Raw genomic sequence first — 19,299 nt, forward strand, 5'->3', positions numbered from 1 at the left:
GGTGGTCGATCCGGGTGGCACGTCAGTGGTGCAGGATCTTCGACAGGAAGTCCTTGGCGCGGTCGCTGCGCGGGTTGCTGAAGAACTGGTCGGGCGCAGCCTCCTCGACGATCCGTCCGTCCGCCATGAACACCACGCGGTTTGCAGCCGATCGTGCGAAACCCATCTCGTGCGTGACGACGATCATTGTCATGCCGTCGCGGGCCAGCTGCTGCATGACCTCCAGCACCTCGTTGATCATCTCGGGGTCGAGCGCCGACGTGGGCTCGTCGAAGAGCATGACCTTGGGGTCCATCGCCAGGGCGCGGGCGATGGCGACCCGCTGCTGCTGGCCGCCGGACAGCTGGGCGGGGTACTTGTCCGCCTGCGTGGCGACGCCGACGCGGTCGAGCAGGGCGCGCGCCTTCTCCTCGGCCTTCTTCTTGTCGGCCTTGCGGACCTTGATCTGGCCCAGCATCACGTTCTCGAGCACGGTCTTGTGCGCGAAGAGGTTGAAGGACTGGAAGACCATGCCGACGTCGGCGCGCAGCCGGGCCAGTTCCTTGCCCTCCTGGGGCAGCGGCTTGCCGTCGATGGCGATCGAACCCGTGTCGATCGTCTCCAGGCGGTTGATGGTGCGGCACAGGGTGGACTTCCCGGACCCTGAGGGTCCGATGACCACGACGACCTCGCCGCGGGCGATCGTCAGGTCGATGTCCTGGAGTACGTGCAACGCGCCGAAGTGCTTGTTGACGCTCTTCAGGACGACCAGCTCGCCGGTGGGGACCGCATCTTCCTTGGCCACCGATACTTCGGTCATCGCTCTCTGGCTCCGTCCTCCTCGGTTTCGGAGGACAGTAGTAACCCCATGCGACCAGCGTCATTAGTCTTGAGGGGAATCTGAGCATCACGATCCGATAGCAATCGGACACGTGTCGTAGCACTTGCGACCAGTCGGCATATCGGCCGGGTAACGGAACCGCGGCGCAACCGGAACCCTCTTGACGCCGTCCTCATCCATCAGCATGACTGCACGGTGCGCACGCGCGCGTGCGTACGCACAGTTGTACCTGTTCATTACATATTCGGATAGTACGTCCGATGGATAAAAAGGGGGCCGGGGTGAGACTTCTCCTCGTCGAGGACGACAACCACGTGGCCGCTGCGCTGTCCGCGGTGCTCGCCCGGCACGGTTTCGACGTCACGCACGCCCGCAGCGGCGAGGAGGCACTTCAGGCGCTCGTCCCGGAGGTCGACGGCTTCGGGGTCGTCCTTCTCGACCTCGGCCTGCCGGACCAGGACGGCTACGAGGTGTGCGGCAAGATCCGCAAGCGCACCAGCACGCCGGTGATCATGGTCACCGCGCGCTCCGACGTCCGCTCCCGCATCCACGGGCTGAACCTCGGCGCCGACGACTACGTGGTCAAGCCGTACGACACGGGGGAACTCCTCGCCCGCATCCATGCCGTCAGCCGGCGCACCGCTCACGAGGACGTGCCCGGTGGCGGGGATCCCGCGCTGGTCCTCGGCGCCGTACGGATCGAACTGCCGACCCGTCAGGTCACCGTGGACGGCACGGTCGTCCAGCTCACCCGCAAGGAGTTCGACCTCCTCGCACTGCTCGCCCAGCGGCCCGGTGTGGTCTTCCGCCGCGAGCAGATCATCAGCGAGGTCTGGCGCACCAGTTGGGAGGGCACCGGCCGCACGCTGGAGGTACATGTGGCGTCCCTGCGCGCGAAGCTGCGGATGCCGGCGCTGATCGAGACGGTCCGGGGGGTCGGGTACCGGTTGGTGGCGCCGGGGGTGTGAGGGGACCGTCCGGTGAGGTGGCGGCGCCTTGAGTCGAGGGGGCGGGGGTCGGGGGTCGGGCGGCGTTGCGGGCCGAGGGGGCGGCAGTCGGGGATCGGCGGCATCGCGGGCCGAGGGGGCGGGAGTCGGGGATCGGCGGCGTCCTGGGCTGAGGGGGCGACGGGTGGAGGTCGGAGCGGCGTCTTGGACCGAGGGGCAGGGGCGTCGGCTGGGTCGAGGGGCTGGGGTCAGGCGTTGGCCGGTGTCTTGGACCGAGGGGCGAGGGGGCGGGGCAGGTCTTGGATCGAGGGGCGGGGGTGTGGGCTGGGCCGAGGGGCTCGGACCACGGTTCGGGCTGATGCGCTGGGGGGCGGGCCCGGGGAAGAGGCGGTGGGGGATCGGGGGTGATGTCCTGAGAGGGCGGGGCAGGTCTTGGATCGAGGGGCAGGGGCGTCGGCTGGGCCGAGGGGCTGGGGGCGCGGTTCGGGCTGATGCGCTGGGGGGCGGGCTCGGGGAAGAGCCGGGGCGGAGCGGGGTTGATGTCCTGAGGCGAGGGGCAAGGGCTCAGCGGCTGCGGTGAGGCCCCGGGTGGAGGAGCGGGACCAGGAGCTGTGCGAGGCTCGGGGGAGGAAAACGGGTCGGGTGAGGGACGGTGGCTGTGGGCGCGGGTGAGTGGGGCGGCGAGGGTGCCCGCGGGTGCGGTGCCGGCGCGGGGCCGTTCGGCGCGGGGAGCCGGGGTGTGCCGGGTGACGGTTGCCGGTCGTGGCGGGGGACGGAACGGCTTGGGCCGGGCGGCGTCCACTGCGTGGCCATGGTGGCGCCGCCCCGTCGTGCCCGGGTGTGCCGAGGCCCGCGGCTTCGGTCCGGAGCGTAGGTGTCGTGCGTACACGTCTTCTTCCGCTGCTCATCGTCCTCATGGCCGCCGTCCTGCTGGCCTTGGGCGTGCCGCTCGCCATCGGTGTGGCCTCCGCGCAGCAGCAGAAGGTCGTCGTCGACCGCATCGACGACACCGCGCACTTCGCCGCGCTCGCCCAGTTCGTCACCGACGCCTCCGACGAGCGCCTGGAGACCCTGGAGAGCGAACTCGCCAGCTACTACCAGGTCTACGGCATCCGCGTCGGTGTCTTCTACGACGGTGACGTACCCATGGCCACAGCGCCCCGCGGCTGGTTCCTTCCCCGGGAGGGCGAGGTGCGCGACGCGTTCGGCGAGGCCCTGCTCAGCCGCCGCAGTCAGGACCCCAAGCAGGTGTGGCCCTGGCAGCGGGGCCGGCTGGTCGTCGCCTCACCGGTGATCCGGGACGGTGACGTCGTCGCGGTCGTCGTCACCGACTCGCCCACCGGACCCATGCGTTCACGGATCCTCCAGGACTGGCTCGTCATCTTCGCGGGCGAACTCGCCGCCATGCTGCTGGCCGTCGGCGCCGCGCTGCGGTTGACCGGGTGGGTGCTGAGACCTGTGCGGGTCCTGGACGCCACCACCCACTCGATCGCGAGCGGGGCCCTGAAGTCCCGGGTCGCGGTGGCCGGCGGACCTCCCGAACTCAGGCGCCTGGCCCGCTCGTTCAACGAGATGGCGGACAACGTCGAGGACGTGCTGGAACAGCAGCGGGCCTTCGTCGCCGACGCCTCGCACCAGTTGCGGAATCCGCTCGCCGCACTGCTGCTGCGTATCGAACTGCTCGCCTTCGAACTCCCCGAGGGGAACGCCGAGATCGCCTCCGTGCAGGCGGAGGGCAAACGACTGGCCCAGGTCCTCGACGACCTCCTCGACCTCGCGCTCGCCGAGCACACCGAGGCGGATCTGAGCGTCACCGACATCGGCGAACTCACCGCCGAACGGGTGGCCGCCTGGACACCCACCGCCGAGGCCAAGGGCGTGCGACTGGTGGGGAGTTGTCCGCCCACCACCGCCTGGGCCGACCCCGTCACCCTCTCCAGCGCCCTCGACGCGGTCATCGACAACGCGCTGAAGTTCACGCCGGAGGACGAGACTGTCGAGGTCACGGTCGCCGCGGACGGGGAAACGTCGACGGTCGTCGTCGCCGACCGCGGACCCGGGCTCACCGACGAGGAACTCGCGCGGGTCGGCGACCGGTTCTGGCGCAGCGGGCGGCATCAGAACATCAAGGGGTCCGGTCTCGGGCTGTCCATCTCACGGGCACTGCTGGCCGCGGGGGGCGGCGCGATCTCGTACGGCCGCCACGAGCCGCACGGCCTGGTGGTGACGGTCTCCGTGCCCCGCAGCCGTCCTACGGCTTGACGGAGCGGTAGTAGCGGCGGGCGCCCTCGTGGAGGGGGACCGGGTCGGTGTAGATCGCTGTGCGCACGTCCACCAGCTGGGCGGAATGGACGTCCCGGCCGATGCCGTCCCGGCTCTTGATCACGGTCCGGGTGAGCCACTCGGTGAGCTTGACGTCCGTGTCCTTGCGCGTGATCAGCAGGTTGGAGACGGCCATGGTGGGGACGGTCCTGCCGTTCTGGACGGACGGGTACGCCGACGCCGGCATGTTGGTGGCGCGGTAGTAGCGGGTGGGCTCGCCCTCGGCGTGCAGCTTCGCCACGAGGGAGGGTTCGATCGGGACGAAACGGAACGCCGAGCGCTCGGCCAGCTGCTTCAGTCCGTCGGTGGGCAGGCCGCCGGACCAGAAGAACGCGTCCAGGCCGTGGCCGAGTAGCTTGGGGCCGGTGTCGATGCCCTCGGACCTCGGTTGGATGTCCTTGTCCGGGTCGATGCCGACGGCGCGGAGCACGCGGTCCGCTATCAGGCGTACGCCGGAGTTGGCGACGCCGATGGAGACACGCTTCCCCTTCAGGTCGGCCACGGAGTGGATGTCGGAGTCGGCGGGGACGACGAGCTGTACGTAGTCGTCGTAGAGGCGGGCCACGCCGCGGAGCTGGTCGGCGCCGGGTTCGCCGTTCTGCTGGTAGGTCTCCACCGCGTCGGCCGCGGCGATCGCGAAGTCGGACTTTCCGGTCGCCACGAGTCTGACGTTCTCCTGGGAGCCCGCGCTGGTCTCCAGTTCCACCTTCAGGTCCGGCATGTCCTTGTGGATCTCGTCGCGGAGGAGCCCGCCGTACTTCTGGTAGACGCCCGCCTTGGTACCCGTGCTGAAGGTGATCGTGCCGGTCGGGGGAGTCTCCCCCAGCGGGAGCAGCCACCACAGGAGCAGGCCGAGCGCCACGAGGGCGGCGGCCGCGGTCTGGAGCGCCTGGCGGCGGCTGAGGCGGGGGAACGGCTTGGGCATGCGGTGATCCTGCCAGGGGGTGAGGCGCGCTGACCAGTGCCTCCGGCGGTGGGCCGGTTTGGGTGCGTGCGGTGGTTGTTCGGGTGCGGCTTGGTGGGGGTGGGCGCTTTGCGCAGTTCCCCGCGCCCCTGATGCCTGCGGCGGGCTGGGCGGGTTTGGTTGTCGTGCGTCTGCGCGTCGGTGGGGGTGGGCGCTTTGCGCAGTTCCCCGCGCCCCTGATGCCTGCGGCGGGCTGGGCGGGTTTGGTTGTCGTGCGTCTGCGCGTAAGTGGGGGCGGGCGTGTTGCGCAGTTCCCCCCGCCCCTGAATGCCTGCGGCGGCCCGAATAGCGCGTGCGGTTCGGTGGGTGGGTGGGGGCCGCGACCGCACGTGCGTGCACCGTCCCCGCCTAGGGGCGCGGGGAACTGCGCGATCAGCCCCCACCGGCCCGCACCCGCCCGACAACCCGACCGGCACCCCCTCAGACGCCGTCCCCACCGACCGTCACCCGTGACGCGCTCTCCGGTGTCTTCGGGGACTCGCGGCGGGCCGTCAGTCTCGTGGCCAGGGGCTCGGTGTAGCGGGCCGTGAGGGGGCCGAGGATGACCAGGATGAGGACGTAGGCCGTGGCCAGGGGGCCGAGGGAGGATTCGATGCCGGCCGAGACCGCCAGGCCCGCTATGACGATCGAGAACTCGCCGCGGGCCACCAGCGCGCCGCCCGTGCGCCAGCGGCCCTTGGGGGAGATTCCGGCCCGGCGGGCCGCCCAGTAACCGGTGGCGATCTTCGTGGCTGCCGTGACGAGGGCCAGGGCGAGGGCGGGGAGCAGGACCGGTGGGATGCTCGCCGGGTCCGTGTGGAGGCCGAAGAAGACGAAGAAGACCGCGGCGAAGAGGTCGCGCAGGGGGCTCAGGAGGGTGTGGGCGCCCTCTGCCACCTCTCCCGAGAGGGCTATGCCCACGAGGAACGCGCCCACGGCCGCTGAGACCTGGAGTTGCTGTGCCACTCCCGCCACCAGGATCGTCAAGCCCAGGACCACCAGGAGGAGTTTCTCCGGGTCGTCGCTGGAGACGAAGCGGGAGATCAGGCGGCCGTAGCGGACCGCGACGAAGAGCACCAGGCCCGCCGCGCCCAGGGCGATCGCCAGGGTCAGGCTTCCGGCCAGTAGGCCCGCTCCGGCCACCAGGGCGGTGACGATGGGCAGGTACACCGCCATCGCCAGGTCCTCCAGGACCAGGACGCTCAGGATGACCGGGGTCTCCCTGTTGCCGACTCTGCCCAGGTCGCCCAGGACCTTCGCTATGACGCCCGAGGAGGAGATCCAGGTGACGCCGGCCAGTACCACCGCTGCCACCGGGCCCCAGCCCAGGAACAGGGCGGCCGCCGCTCCCGGGAGCGCGTTGAGGGCGCCGTCGACCAGGCCCGAGGGGTAGTGGGCCTTGAGATTGGTGACCAGGTCCCCGGCCGAGTACTCCAGGCCCAGCATCAGGAGCAGGAGGATGACGCCGATCTCGGCGCCTATCGACACGAACTCCTCGCTGGCGCCCAGCGGGAGCAGGCCGCCCTCGCCGAAGGCCAGGCCGGCCAGCAGGTAGAGGGGGATGGGGGAGAGTCGGAAACGGGCGGCGAAACGGCCGAGGAGTCCCAGGCCGAGAATGATCGAGCCGAACTCGATCAGCAGGACCGCGGAGTGCACGCGCTCACTCCCGCCCGAGGACGGCCGCGGCGGCGTCCACGCCCTCGCGGGTGCCCACGACGATGAGGATGTCGCCGCCCGCCAGGCGGAAGTCCGGTGCCGGCGACGGGATCGCCTCGGCCCGGCGCAGGGCCGCCACGACGGACGCGCCAGTGTCCGTGCGCATCTTCGTGTCGCCCAGGACCCGGCCGTTCCAGCGGGAGCCGGCCGCCACCTCGATGCGCTCGGCCACCAGGCCCAGGTCGGAGGTGTAGAGGAGGCTCGGGCTGTGGTGGGAGGGCTTCAGCGCGTCGATCAGGGCGCCCGCCTCGGAGCCCGTCAGGCGCAGCGACTGGGCGCAGGAGTCGGGGTCGTCGGCCCGGTACACGCTCACCGTGCGGGCACCGTCGCGGTGCGCCACCACGGAGAGTTGGCGGTCCTCGCGGGTCATGAGGTCGTACCGGACCCCGATCCCCGGCAGCGGCGTCGCCCTCAGGCGTGGAGCAGACACGTTTCTTCCCCTTGTGGTTCGTGTGATCACGGGTGCCGGGTTCGCATGCTGCCAGGCCCCCGTACGGTGGCGATATGGGTGACGTGACGGATATACGCGACCGGCGGGGCCCGGCGACGCTGGTCTCCCGAACGTCGTACGAGGGGGGCGAGGGCACGGCCGTGTCGCTGTTCTGGCGGATGTTCTCGCTCAACGCCGCGGGCCTCGTCGTCGCCGCCGCGCTGCTGCTGGGCCCGGTCACCGTGTCCACGCCCGTCCGACAGGGTGAGGCCGTGATCGTCCTCGGAGGGCTCGCCCTGTTGCTGGCCGCCAATGCGGCGGTGCTGCGCGTCGGGCTCACCCCGCTCCAGCGGCTGGGGCGGGCGATGGCCGCCGCCGATCTGCTGCGCCCCGGGGTGCGTGCCCCCGTCTCCGGTCCTTCCGAGACGGCCGCGCTGATCACGACGTACAACACCATGCTCGACCGGCTGGAGGCCGAGCGGGCGACCGGTGCGGCCCACGCGCTCTCCGCGCAGGAGAGGGAGCGGCACCGCGTCGCGCGTGAGCTGCACGACGAGGTCGGGCAGACGCTGACGGCCGTGCTGTTGCAGCTCAAGAGGGTCGCCGACCGGGCGCCGGAGGAACTGCGGGAGGAAGTGGGGCAGGCGCAGGAGGCGACCCGGGCCGGGCTCGACGAGATCCGTCGGATAGCGCGGCGGCTGCGGCCCGGTGTGCTCGAGGAGCTCGGGCTGTCGAGCGCTCTGCGGTCTCTCGCGGCCGAGTTCACCACGCACGGGCTGACCGTGCGCCATCACATCGGCGGCGATCTGCCCCGGCTGACCGAGGAGTCGGAACTGGTGCTCTACCGGGTGGCCCAGGAGGGTCTGACCAACACCGCGCGGCACTCCGCCGCCGACCGCGCCGAGGTCAGGCTCCAGTCGGTCGCGGGCGGAGTCGAGCTCCTCGTGCGGGACAACGGCAAGGGGCTGGGCGGGGCGGCCGAGGGGGCCGGGATCCAGGGGATGCGGGAGCGGGCGCTGCTGGTCGGGGCGGTGTTCTCGGTGGAGGCCGGCGCCGGGCCGGGGACGGACGTGCGGTTGCGGATACCGGTCGCGGCGGGGGTGAGCTGATGGCGGAGCCGACCCGGGTGCTGCTCGCCGACGACCACACTCTCGTACGGCGGGGGGTGCGGCTGATTCTCGAGGGGGAGCCGGACCTCACGGTCGTGGCCGAGGCGGGCGACGGTGCCGAGGCGGTCGAGCTGGCACGCGCGCGTGAGGTCGATCTCGCCGTACTGGACATCGCCATGCCGCGGATGACCGGGCTCCAGGCGGCTCGCGAGCTGTCCCGGCGGCTGCCGGACCTGCGGATCCTGATCCTGACGATGTACGACAACGAGCAGTACTTCTTCGAGGCCCTCAAGGCAGGAGCCAGCGGATACGTCCTCAAGTCCGTCGCCGACCGCGACCTCGTCGAGGCGTGCCGGGCCGCCGTACGCGACGAGTCCTTCGTCTACCCCGGCGCCGAGCGGGCCCTCGTCCGCTCCTACCTCGACCGGCTGCACCGCGGTGACGACCTGCCCGCGCGGGCCGTCACCGAACGCGAGGAGGAGATCCTCAAGCTCGTCGCCGAGGGACACACCACGAAGGAGATCGGCGAGCTGCTGTTCATCAGCGCGAAGACGGTCGAGCGGCACCGCGCGAACCTGCTGGCCAAGCTGGGGATGCGGGACCGCCTGGAGCTGACCCGGTACGCCATACGGGCAGGGCTCATCGATCCCTGAGGCGGGCGTGCGGCTGCGTGGCACGACGCCGCCGCACCACGTACGCGCCCGCGAGGCCGACCCCGCCGAGCGCGAGTGCCACCCCGATCGCCCGCTCGAAGCCGGCCGGGCCCACACTGCCTCCGGACCCGCCCTGGACACCGAGCGTGGGAAGCGGCGTGGCGACTGGCGTGGGAAGCAGTGTGGCGGGTGGCGTGGTGAGTGGGGTGGCGACACTCACGGCGGCGGTGTCCCTTCGCGGCAGCGCCTCGCAGGCGATGCCGTCGTCCGGACCCTGGTCCTCATCGAGCCGGTCGGGGTCGGTGCGGTCGAGATCGAACTCTGCCTGCGCGTCCTCCTGGTAGGCGAAGTCCGCGCAGTCCAGGTCGCCTTGAGCGTGTGCGACGCCGGTCAGCGGTCCTGCGGTGGCCAGAACGGCCAGTACTGCGCCGGTGAGCGTGATGCGTATTGCCATGGGTCGTGCCTTTCGGGCGGGGCCTGAACAGCCGTCACCTCGACCCTAGGAACGTGCCCGGCGTCCGGCCCGTTGTGCGGGGCCGAACGGGCACGCGTGATCACAGGAGTGCGTCCCAGTCCTCGTCGAGGTCGGCGGGGTTCAGGAAGAGCTCCTCCGGGGGCTGGTCCGGACCCCGCAGGGACTGTTCCGTCCAGATGCACTTGCCCGTGGGGGTGTAGCGGGCGCCCCAGCGGCTGGAGAGCGCCGAGATGAGCTGGAGGCCCCGGCCGCCCTCGTCGGTCTCCGTGGCGTGGCGGATACGGGGCATGGTCTGGCTGCCGTCGTAGACCTCGCAGATCAGCACGGTGGTGTGCAGCAGGCGCAGCCGGACCGGGCCGCGGGCGTGCCGGACGACATTGCCCACCAGCTCGCTGACCAAGAGCTCCGTGGTGGAGGACAGGTCGTCGAGGTCCCAGGCCGCGAGCTGTTCTCGGACGTGCCCGCGGGCCTGGCTCGCCGCCTTCGGGTCCTCGGGCAGCGACCAGGCGGCCATCCGGTCGGCAGGCAGCGCGTGCAGGCGGGCCACCAGGAACGCCGCGTCGTCGGCCGCCTGCTGGTCCGCCGGCAGCAGACCGGCCGTCAGCCTGTCGCACAGCCGTTCAAGGTCTACGGCGGTCCCGTCGGCGTGGGCGGCGCCCAGCAGCCGCGCCAGCTCGGCCATGCCCTCGTCGATCTCCCGCCTCGCCGATTCGACCAGTCCGTCGGTGTACAGCACCAGCAGACTGCCCTCGGGCACCTCCAGTTCGGCCGTCTCGAACGGCGGCTTGGCCGCGCCCAGCGGGGGATCGGCGTCCGGTTCGGGGAAGTGCACGGTTCCGTCGGGACGTACCAGAGCGGGCGGTGGATGGCCGGCCCGGGCGATGGAGCAGACCCGCGTCGTCGGGTCGTAGAGCGCGTACAGACAGGTGGCGTACGACGCCTCGCTCATGCCGCCGACGATGTCGTTGAGGTGGCCGAGGATCTCGTCGGGCGGCAGCTCCAGGTCGGCCAGGGTGTGCACCGCCGTACGCAGCCGTCCCATGGTGGCCGCCTCCGGCAGACCGTGGCCCATCACGTCGCCGACGACCAGCGCGACCTGTCCGCCGGACAGGGGGATGATGTCGTACCAGTCGCCGCCCACGTCCGCTCCGGGCCCGGCCGGCAGATAGCGCGCGGCCGCCGTGCACGCGGGCAGGTCGGGCAGCGCCTGGGGGAGCAGGCTGCGCTGGAGTTCCCGGGACCGGGTGTGCTCGGCGTCGTAGAGGCGGGCCCGCTCCAGGGACTGGGCGACGAGGGCGGTGATCGTGGTGAGCAGGGCGCGTTCCTCGTCGTCGAGCAGCCGCGGCCGGTCGAAGGAGACCACGCAGACGCCGAAGGTGTGCCCGGACGCCGTCAGCGGCAGGAACGCCCAGGACTTCTTGTCGCCGCGGGCGGGGAAGTCGGCCAGTTCGGGATAGCGGGCGGCGTACTCGTGGGCCGAGGACATGAACAGCGGGAGGCCGGACGCGATCGTGTCCCAGGCGGGGTCCCCGGTCGTCGCCCTGCGGCGGCTGTCGAGGAGGGCCACGAAGTCCCGGGGGTAACCGACCGCTCCGACGTGGTGGAGCCGGTCGCCCTCGCTGACCTGGACCATCAGCCCGGAGGCGGCGAACGGCGGCAGCACCCGGCGGGCGACCGCGTCCACCACGTCCCGGGAGGTCGTCGCCTTGGCGAGTTCCGTGGTCAGCTCGGCGATCCGCACCGCCCGTTCGGCCGCGGCCCGCTCCGCCGCCTGCCGCTCCTGGGCCAGCCGGCGCTTCTCCGTGACGTCCTGGAAGTAGAGGGTGCGGCCGTCGGGCCCCGGCACCAGCCGCACATGCAGCCGCCGCCGGCAGTCCGCGATGTACACGTCGAACCCGGCGGGCTTCTCCTCGGCCCCGGCCGCCAGGCAGCTCTCCTTCAGACCCGGCACCTGCCGGGTGGCGGGCAGGTCCCACAGCAGGCGTCCGAACAACTCCTCCTCGGAGAAGCCGAGGAAGCGTTCCGCCTCCAGGTTGGCGAAGGTGATCCGCCACTCGTCGTCCACCGCGAGGAAGCCGTCGCTCATGTGTCTCAGGGCCCTGCCGAGGGCGTCCCGCGCGGTGCGCGACTCGTTGCTCTCCCAGCCCACCCCGATCATCCGCAGCGGCTCGCCACGCTCGTCGTAGGTCGCCCGGCCGCGGGCCTGCGTCCAGCCCCAGGTGCCGTCCAGGCGTCGTACGCGGTACTCGGCCTCGTAGACGGAGTGGTCGAGGATGGCCTGCTGCGCCGCCGCCAGCGTGGGTGCCAGGTCGTCGGGGTGGACGATCCGCATCCAGTTGTCGATCCGGCCGGTGAAGTCGGCCGGGCGGGTGCCGTACAGCGCCAGGGCGGCCTCGTCCCAGATCAGGTCGCCGTTGCGGATGTCCCAGTCCCACGAGCCGACCTGGACCTCCTTGAGGGCCTGCCGGAGCCGCTCGCCGCCCAGCTCCGCCTGGGAGGGCCCGGCCGGCGGTGGTGCCTGGGCCATGCGGTCCTCGGTCCAGGCGACCACGTCCCGCAGGAAGGCCCAGTGCTCCGGGGTGGGTTCGCCCCGCTCACCGGCCAGGACCGTCAGCGCGCCGATGCTGCGCCGGCCGCTGAACACGGGCAGGGCGGCGAGGCCGGTGCCGGGCCAGCGGTCCTGCTCCGGTGCGTCCTGGGACAGCGGCACCCAGACGCCCCTGCCCTGCTGGAGCGCCCGGGCCGGGGCCAGCGGGCCCTCCTGGTCGACGATCTCCCAGGAGCGGGTGAGGGCGGGCGGCAGACCCAGGGACGAGACCAGACGCAGGGCCGACATCGGGCCGCGCAGGTGCATGGTCCCGCCGAGCGCGCTCAGCTCACCGACCGCGTGCCCGAGCGCCAGCCGGAAGACCTCGCTCTCGGTCGCACCAGGGGTGACCGTGCCGAGAAGAGCGAGCCGCGCGTTCATGGAGGGAACTTATCGTTCCCGTTTGTCTTCGAAACCTGCTTCACCGTTTCCGACGAGCTGATTCCCGGCATTCCCTTACCTCAACTACCCATGCTTCACGGGAAGTTGCCAAAACCTCGGTCGTGTACCGTCCCGTCCGACCGGGCAGTCTTCGATCATGAGGAGCGGCGTGGACATCGGTGTCTTCATCCCCATCGGCAACAACGGCTGGCTCATCTCGAAGAGTTCCCCGCAGTACATGCCGACCTTCGAGCTCAACAAGGCGGTCGTGCAGAAGGCCGAGGAGCACGGGCTCGACTTCGCCCTCTCGATGATCAAACTCAAGGGTTTCGGCGGCGACACCGAGTTCTGGGACCACTGCCTGGAGTCGTTCACGCTGATGGCGGGGCTGGCCGCGGTCACCGAGCGGATCAGGCTGTACGCCTCCACGCCGATCCTCGCCCTTCCGCCGGCGATCGTCGCGCGCATGGCGGTCACCGTCGACTCCATCGCCCCTGGACGGTTCGGCGTCAACATCGTCACCGGCTGGGCGCCCGGCGAGTACACGCAGATGGGCGTGTGGCCCGGCGACGAGCACTTCGGCAACCGGTACGCGCGTGCCGTCGAGTACGTGACGGTGATGAAGGAGCTGTGGAGCGAGGGCGTCAGCAACTTCAAGGGCGAGTTCTACGAGATGGACGACTGCGTGCTCTCGCCGCGGCCGGCGGGCGGGCACATCGACATCGTGGCCGCCGGGCAGAGCGGCACGGGCATGCGGTTCGCCGCCGGGCACGCCGACTACAACTTCATCCTGGGCAGCGGCGTGAACACCCCGCTCGCCTTCGCGGAGAGCGCGGCCACGCTGGTCGACGCGGCGCGGGAGACCGGCCGGGACGTCGGCGCGCTGTCCCTCTTCATGGTCATCGCCGACGAGACCGACGAGGCCGCCCGCGCGAAGTGGCAGGACTATCACGACAACGCGGACCGTGCGGCGCTGGCCTACATGGCGGGGGAGTCGGCCACGGACACCACCGCCGACGACTCCTCCACGGCCCGCACCATCGTGCTGCCCGAGGGCGCCGTGAACTTCAACATGGGGACGCTCGTCGGGTCGTACGAGAGTGTCGCGCGCATGCTCGACGAGATCGCCGGGGTCGAGGGGACCAAGGGGATCATGCTGGTCTTCGACGACTTCCTCGACGGGATCGAGAAGTTCGGGACGCGGATCCAGCCGTTGATGCGGTCGCGGGAGGGGCGGGCCTGAGAAGGCGGCGGCGTGCTTGCCCGCGGAGGTGTCGGCGGAGTCGGGCATGAGAAGAGGCCGGTGCGGGGTAGCACCGGCCTCGCTCACTGTCGGGACGTGTGTCAGTCCGTGCCGAACTCCATCGCCGCCCGGTCCAGCAGGGCCTCGTCCTCCGAGACCTCGCCGCGGGACGCGATCGCCTCGGCTCCGCCCTCGGGGAGTTCCGGCATGGTGCCGATGAGACCCGTGGCCGCCGCCTGGGAGGCGCCGATCGTGGGGCTGCCGGTGCCGATCAGGCCGAGACCGGCGTACTGCTCCAGCTTGGCGCGGGAGTCGGCGATGTCGAGGTTGCGCATGGTGAGCTGGCCGATCCGGTCCACGGGACCGAAGGCGGAGTCCTCGGTGCGCTCCATCGACAGCTTGTCCGGGTGGTACGAGAACGCCGGGCCCGTGGTGTCGAGGATCGAGTAGTCCTCGCCGCGCCGCAGCCGCAGGGTGACCTCGCCGGTGACGGCGGCGCCGACCCAGCGCTGGAGTGACTCGCGGATCATCAGGGCCTGCGGGTCCAGCCAGCGGCCCTCGTACATGAGACGGCCCAGGCGCCGGCCCTCGTTGTGGTACTGGGCGACGGTGTCCTCATTGTGGATCGCGTTGACGAGACGCTCGTAGGCCGCGTGCAGCAGGGCCATGCCGGGCGCTTCGTAGATGCCGCGGCTCTTCGCCTCGATGATCCGGTTCTCGATCTGGTCGGACATGCCCAGGCCGTGCCGGCCGCCGATGGCGTTGGCCTCCATGACCAGGTCGACGGCGGAGCCGAACTCCTTGCCGTTGATGGTCACCGGGCGGCCCTGGTCGAAGCCGATCGTCACGTCCTCGGGCGCGATCTCGACCGACGGGTCCCAGAACCTGACGCCCATGATCGGGTCGACCGTCTCGATGCCGGTGTTGAGGTGCTCCAGGGTCTTGGCCTCGTGCGTGGCACCCCAGATGTTGGCGTCGGTGGAGTACGCCTTCTCCGTCGAGTCCCGGTACGGCAGCTGATGCGCGACCAGCCACTCCGACATCTCCTTGCGGCCGCCGAGCTCGGTCACGAAGTCCGCGTCCAGCCAGGGCTTGTAGATCCTCAGGTTCGGGTTGGCGAGGAGGCCGTAGCGGTAGAACCGCTCGATGTCGTTGCCCTTGAAGGTCGAACCGTCGCCCCAGATCTGGACGTTGTCCTCCATCATCGCCCGCACCAGCAGCGTGCCGGTGACGGCACGGCCCAGCGGCGTGGTGTTGAAGTACGCCCGCCCGCCCGAGCGGATGTGGAACGCCCCGCAGGTGAGCGCGGCCAGTCCCTCCTCGACCAGCGCGGCCCGGCAGTCGACCAGGCGCGCGATCTCGGCACCGTAGGTCTTCGCGCGGTCGGGCACCGAGTCGATGTCGGGCTCGTCGTACTGGCCGATGTGCGCGGTGTAGGTGCAGGGGATGGCGCCCTTGTCGCGCATCCACGCGACCGCGACGGAGGTGTCGAGACCGCCGGAGAAGGCGATGCCGACGCGTTCGCCGGCGGGGAGGGACGTGAGGACCTTGGACATAGGAAGATTATGCATCACCACGTATGGTCATGCAAAGCCCCTGGTGCTGGCCGCCTGCGGGACGCACGTCATCGGCGCTCGCCGTCTCGAAGATCAGGAGTGCGTACAGCTCGAACGGCACCGCCAGGTCGACCGCGCCGCCGTCGGTCTCCGGGTGCACGGGAGTCCCGGGCGGTCTTGGTGCCGCGCGGAGGGTGCCGGCAGACTGCCGGCTCTGAGGATCGCCCCCATCTCTCCAGGTCCCGGCTGTCGGCCCTTCTCGGCACCGTCACGACGATCGCTATGGCACCTGTGGCTCCTGACCCTCGACGAGACCCCCCGCGCCTGTCTGCTGCCGTCCGCCGACACGGACCCCAACGGCACCAGCTGTCCGCCGCCTACGTCGGCACCCTGGTCCTGCCCCGCTGCTCAGCTGTCGTCACCAGGGGCACCGGGCCCCCGCTCCGTGGTCTTCGTCGACCGGCCCTCGACCGTCCGCCGACCGGAGCGGCCCGGCTGAGCCCGTCCTCGACCGGGCGCCGGGCCGACGGTCTTCGTGGAGCACCTACCCTTGACCCATGACCATCAGCAGCGACCGGAGCCCGGCAGTGGACGTTTCATCTCCGAAAACGTACGAAGTGCGCACCTACGGGTGCCAGATGAACGTCCACGACTCCGAGCGATTGTCAGGGCTGCTGGAGGAGGCGGGATACGTGCCCGCCCCCGAGGGTTCGGACGGGGACGCGGACGTCGTTGTCTTCAACACCTGCGCGGTGCGGGAGAACGCCGACAACCGGCTCTACGGCAACCTCGGCCGACTCGCGCCCCGCAAGGTCTCGCGGCCCGGTATGCAGATCGCGGTCGGCGGCTGTCTCGCGCAGAAGGACCGGGACACCATCGTGCAGAAGGCGCCCTGGGTCGACGTCGTCTTCGGCACGCACAACATCGGCAAACTGCCCGTCCTGCTGGAACGCGCGCGCGTGCAGGAAGAGGCGCAGGTCGAGATCGCCGAGTCACTGGAAGCGTTCCCGTCCACGCTGCCGACCCGGCGCGAGAGCGCCTACGCGGCCTGGGTGTCGATCTCCGTCGGCTGCAACAACACCTGCACCTTCTGCATCGTCCCGGCACTGCGCGGCAAGGAGAAGGACCGCCGCACCGGCGACATCCTCGCCGAGATCGAGGCGCTGGTCGGCGAGGGCGTCTCCGAGATCACCCTGCTCGGCCAGAACGTCAACGCGTACGGCTCCGACATCGGCGACCGTGAGGCCTTCAGCAAGCTGCTGCGCGCGTGTGGCTCCATCGAGGGCCTGGAGCGCGTCCGGTTCACGTCTCCCCACCCCCGCGACTTCACGGACGACGTGATCGCGGCGATGGCGGAGACCCCGAACGTCATGCCGCAGCTGCACATGCCCCTGCAGTCCGGCTCGGACACGGTCCTCAAGGCGATGCGCCGCTCCTACCGCCAGGACCGCTACCTCGGGATCATCGAGAAGGTCCGCGCCGCCATGCCGGACGCCGCGATCTCGACCGACATCATCGTGGGCTTCCCCGGCGAGACCGAGGAGGACTTCGAGCAGACCATGCACGTCGTCCGCGAGGCCCGCTTCACGAACGCCTTCACCTTCCAGTACTCCAAGCGCCCCGGAACCCCCGCGGCGACCATGGACGGGCAGATCCCCAAGGAGGTCGTGCAGTCGCGTTACGAGCGTCTCGTCGCCCTCCAGGAGGAGATCTCCTGGGAGGAGAACAAGAAGCAGGTCGGCCGCACCCTGGAGCTGATGGTCGCCGAGGGCGAGGGCCGCAAGGACGGCGCCACCCACCGCCTCTCCGGCCGTGCCCCGGACAACCGCCTGGTCCACTTCACCAAGCCCGACCAAGAGGTCCGTCCCGGCGACGTGGTCACGGTCGAGATCACCTACGCCGCCCCGCACCACCTCCTCGCCGAGGGCGCCGTCCTCGACGTGCGCCGCACGCGCGCGGGTGACGCGTGGGAGAAGCGGAACGCGGCCGAGGCCGCCAAGCCCGCGGGTGTCATGCTGGGCCTCCCGAAGATCGGGGTTCCCGAGCCGCTGCCGGCGGCGACGGGCGGTTGCGCGGCGCACTGAGCGTCGCCGGGGACTCGAGGGGCGGGGCATGGGGCGCTGGGTGGTGGTCGTCGACCGCAGCATCGGCAATCAGAACGACGTCGACGAGGTGGCGCATTTCGAGGGCACCCAGGACGAGGCCCGGGCCCGCCTGTACGAGATCGCCTGCACGCACCGCCCGGGCGTCGGCCTGCGCCAGAAGCGCCGACAGGTCTACCGGATCGGCGACGGCGACGCCTACTACGTGAACGTCGAGGGCGCGATGTCCACGCACCGCGTGATGTACAGGCTCGCCGAGCTGGCGTGGAGCACCCATCCGGAGTCCTGGCCCTGGGCGTGGAAGTAGGCTCCCGACCATGCTTGTCGCCGCTGCTGCCTGCCCCTGCCCGCCTCTTCTCGTCCCCACGGTCGCCGCGGGCGCCGCGCCCGAGCTGGACGCGGCGCGAGCCGCCTGCACGGACGCGCTAGGAGTGCTCGCGGCCGCCCGGCCCGAACTGCTCGTGGTCGTCGGGCCCGCGGAGCGGAGTGGGCGCGGCGTGCTTCCGGAGGGCAGCCACGGGTCCTTCCGTGGCTTCGGCGTGGACCTCGACGTGCGGCTCGGCAGGGACGAAGACTCCGGGCGTGAACTCCCGCCCTCCCTCGCCGTCGCCGCCTGGCTGCTGGAGCGCACCGGCTGGTCCGCCGCCCCGATCGAGGGACTCGGCGTCGGGGAACCTCTGGAGCCCGAGCGGTGTATCCAGAGCGGAAGGGACATCGCCGCCCGGGCCGAGCGGGTGGCGCTGCTGGTGATGGGCGACGCCAGCGCCTGCCGCACACTCAAGGCACCCGGTTACCTCGACGAGCGCGCGGCCCCCTTCGACGCGGAGGTCGCGCGTGCGCTGGCCGCGGCCGACGTGGCGGCCCTGCGAGCACTGGACGCCGAGCTGGCGTACGAACTGAAGGCCTCCGGCCGGGCCTGCTGGCAGGTCCTCGCGGGCGCGGCCGAGGGCGCGAACCTGGGCGGCTCGTTGTTGTACGAGGGCGCGCCGTACGGCGTGGGGTACCTGGTCGCGACCTGGTCCTGAAGCCTTGTTCCTGAAGTCTTGTTCCTGACGGCCGTGCAAGAGCCGCGAGGGCCGCAGAGGCCGTGGCGGAGCCCTGGGCGGGGCCCTGGGCTCCGGCCGTCAAACGGCGGACGGCCCGGGGCGTCCTGCCCCGTGGCCGTCCGTCGGTGTGCCGTGCTGCCGTTCAGGAAGCCGGCGGCGGTGAGGTCGGCGGCGCGCTGCCGCCCCCCGGTCCCTGCGTGCCGTCGTTGTGCGCGAGTCGGTCCATGGCGTCCTTGGCCTTGCCGGTGCCCTTCTGGATCCTGCCGCTGTACTTGCCCTTGGTCTTCTCGTCCACGACCTTCGCGGCCTTGTCGAGACCGTGCTGGATCCTGTCCCCGTGCTGCTGCGCGAGGCCGGAGACCTTGTCCTTGGCCGGGCTGAGCTTGGCCTTCAGGCTGTTCATGAGACCCATCGTTCACCTTCCCACGCGGGACAGTTACGTACGGGCGCCTTCGCCGGCCTCATGGTCGGCCGCCTCTTCGGCGGACTGCTGCTTGGGGATCTCGACGCCCTCGGCGGCAGCGTCCTCGACGGCCTCCGTCGCCGTCGACCCGTCCGTGTCCTCGGCCTCGACGGCCGCGGTGTCCTCGACCTGGGTCTCGCCCTCGGTCTCGGTCCCGGTCTCGGTCCCGGCTTTGGCCTCGGCCTCGGCCTCGGCCTCAGCCTCGGCGTCCGTCGATCCCTTCGCTTCTGCCGCCTCCTCCGCCGCGGACCCGGCCGTCGGGATGTCGGCCTGAGTCTCAGCGGTTGACACCTCCTCCGTGACCTTGGACCTTCGGAGAAGTCGTGCAAAAACGCCCATATCCGCTCCATACGCTACTCGTGCGAGGGAAATCCCGCGTCGTCCGGTGCGCCCGTTTGCGCCACCCGGATCGCCGCCTCCGTGAACAGGGCGGCGGAAACCACGCAACTGGCAACGACGCCGGACCCGGGCCGTCACGTAACTCGTTCGAGGTGGTGCCCCCAGGT

General features: G+C 71.1%; 17 protein-coding genes. 8 read left to right on the forward strand and 9 right to left on the reverse strand.

The features are described from left to right. Positions 1-22: 22 nt before the first annotated feature. Positions 23-799 carry an amino acid ABC transporter ATP-binding protein gene (locus ABZT06_RS03550; RefSeq protein WP_355734191.1) on the reverse strand — a complete coding sequence of 259 codons (777 nt, stop codon included), beginning with the start codon at positions 797-799 and terminating at the stop codon, positions 23-25. Between the two features lie 302 nt (positions 800-1,101). Between ABZT06_RS03550 and ABZT06_RS03555 the strand changes: the two genes are divergently transcribed. Then, a complete protein-coding gene (locus ABZT06_RS03555) occupies positions 1,102-1,788 on the forward strand; it encodes a response regulator transcription factor (protein ID WP_355734194.1) in 687 nt (228 codons plus the stop codon). A gap of 858 nt (positions 1,789-2,646) precedes the next feature. After that, positions 2,647-4,029, forward strand: a complete 1,383-nt coding sequence (locus tag ABZT06_RS03560) for a HAMP domain-containing sensor histidine kinase (RefSeq protein WP_355734196.1) — start codon at positions 2,647-2,649, stop codon at positions 4,027-4,029. Here the strand turns inward: ABZT06_RS03560 and ABZT06_RS03565 are convergent. The 3 genes from ABZT06_RS03565 to ABZT06_RS03575 all read right to left on the reverse strand — a co-directional run bounded on the left by ABZT06_RS03565 (position 4,019) and on the right by ABZT06_RS03575 (position 7,178). Next, positions 4,019-5,014: a TAXI family TRAP transporter solute-binding subunit gene (locus tag ABZT06_RS03565; protein WP_355734198.1), complete on the reverse strand. Its 996-nt coding sequence runs from the start codon at positions 5,012-5,014 to the stop codon at positions 4,019-4,021. The two genes, ABZT06_RS03560 and ABZT06_RS03565, sit on opposite strands and share 11 nt — an antisense overlap. Before the next feature lie 459 nt (positions 5,015-5,473). Further along, on the reverse strand, positions 5,474-6,688 hold the full coding sequence (locus tag ABZT06_RS03570) for a cation:proton antiporter (RefSeq protein WP_355734201.1): 1,215 nt from the start codon (positions 6,686-6,688) through the stop codon (positions 5,474-5,476). Positions 6,689-6,692: 4 nt separating this feature from the next. After that, positions 6,693-7,178, reverse strand: coding sequence for a TrkA C-terminal domain-containing protein (locus ABZT06_RS03575; RefSeq protein WP_355734203.1), 486 nt, complete (start codon positions 7,176-7,178; stop codon positions 6,693-6,695). Positions 7,179-7,252: 74 nt separating this feature from the next. Between ABZT06_RS03575 and ABZT06_RS03580 the strand changes: the two genes are divergently transcribed. Both ABZT06_RS03580 and ABZT06_RS03585 read left to right on the forward strand, forming a co-directional pair. Beyond that, entirely contained in the window at positions 7,253-8,287 is a 1,035-nt protein-coding gene (locus ABZT06_RS03580) for a HAMP domain-containing sensor histidine kinase (RefSeq protein ID WP_355734206.1), read from the forward strand. Beyond that, entirely contained in the window at positions 8,287-8,940 is a 654-nt protein-coding gene (locus ABZT06_RS03585) for a response regulator transcription factor (RefSeq protein WP_355734208.1), read from the forward strand. The genes ABZT06_RS03580 and ABZT06_RS03585 overlap by 1 nt, the downstream gene beginning before the upstream one ends. On the opposite strand, the gene ABZT06_RS03590 is transcribed toward ABZT06_RS03585, so the two are convergent. Next, the gene (locus tag ABZT06_RS03590) at positions 8,927-9,394 is read right to left on the reverse strand and encodes a hypothetical protein (protein WP_355734211.1); all 468 of its coding nucleotides are present in this window, start codon (positions 9,392-9,394) and stop codon (positions 8,927-8,929) included. The two genes, ABZT06_RS03585 and ABZT06_RS03590, sit on opposite strands and share 14 nt — an antisense overlap. A 100-nt stretch (positions 9,395-9,494) precedes the next feature. After that, complete coding sequence (locus ABZT06_RS03595) at positions 9,495-12,383, reverse strand: SpoIIE family protein phosphatase (protein WP_355734214.1); 2,889 nt, start codon at positions 12,381-12,383, stop codon at positions 9,495-9,497. Positions 12,384-12,552: 169 nt separating this feature from the next. Between ABZT06_RS03595 and rutA the strand changes: the two genes are divergently transcribed. Further along, positions 12,553-13,626: a pyrimidine utilization protein A gene (gene rutA, locus ABZT06_RS03600; protein WP_355735494.1), complete on the forward strand. Its 1,074-nt coding sequence runs from the start codon at positions 12,553-12,555 to the stop codon at positions 13,624-13,626. A gap of 101 nt (positions 13,627-13,727) precedes the next feature. Here the strand turns inward: rutA and argG are convergent, their stop codons facing one another. Further along, positions 13,728-15,182, reverse strand: a complete 1,455-nt coding sequence (argG, locus tag ABZT06_RS03605) for an argininosuccinate synthase (protein ID WP_355734217.1) — start codon at positions 15,180-15,182, stop codon at positions 13,728-13,730. A gap of 557 nt (positions 15,183-15,739) precedes the next feature. Here argG and miaB point away from each other — a divergent pair. The 3 genes from miaB to ABZT06_RS03620 are packed head-to-tail and all read left to right on the forward strand — an operon-like array spanning position 15,740 to position 18,309. Further along, positions 15,740-17,266 (forward strand): tRNA (N6-isopentenyl adenosine(37)-C2)-methylthiotransferase MiaB, encoded by a 1,527-nt coding sequence (gene miaB, locus ABZT06_RS03610; protein ID WP_355734221.1) that lies wholly within the window; start codon positions 15,740-15,742, stop codon positions 17,264-17,266. A gap of 28 nt (positions 17,267-17,294) precedes the next feature. Next, positions 17,295-17,591, forward strand: a complete 297-nt coding sequence (locus tag ABZT06_RS03615; RefSeq protein WP_355734224.1) for a hypothetical protein — start codon at positions 17,295-17,297, stop codon at positions 17,589-17,591. A 10-nt stretch (positions 17,592-17,601) separates the two neighbouring features. Further along, positions 17,602-18,309: a class III extradiol dioxygenase subunit B-like domain-containing protein gene (locus ABZT06_RS03620; protein WP_355734227.1), complete on the forward strand. Its 708-nt coding sequence runs from the start codon at positions 17,602-17,604 to the stop codon at positions 18,307-18,309. Positions 18,310-18,472: 163 nt separating this feature from the next. Here ABZT06_RS03620 and ABZT06_RS03625 read toward each other — a convergent pair whose 3' ends face one another. Further along, positions 18,473-18,742: an antitoxin gene (locus tag ABZT06_RS03625; RefSeq protein WP_355734228.1), complete on the reverse strand. Its 270-nt coding sequence runs from the start codon at positions 18,740-18,742 to the stop codon at positions 18,473-18,475. A 24-nt stretch (positions 18,743-18,766) separates the two neighbouring features. Beyond that, the gene (locus tag ABZT06_RS03630; RefSeq protein ID WP_355734231.1) at positions 18,767-19,132 is read right to left on the reverse strand and encodes a hypothetical protein; all 366 of its coding nucleotides are present in this window, start codon (positions 19,130-19,132) and stop codon (positions 18,767-18,769) included. Between the last annotated feature and the right edge of the window lie 167 nt (positions 19,133-19,299).

The sequence above is a fragment of the Streptomyces sp. NPDC005483 genome, assembly GCF_040606035.1.
Lineage (GTDB): Bacteria > Actinomycetota > Actinomycetes > Streptomycetales > Streptomycetaceae > Streptomyces.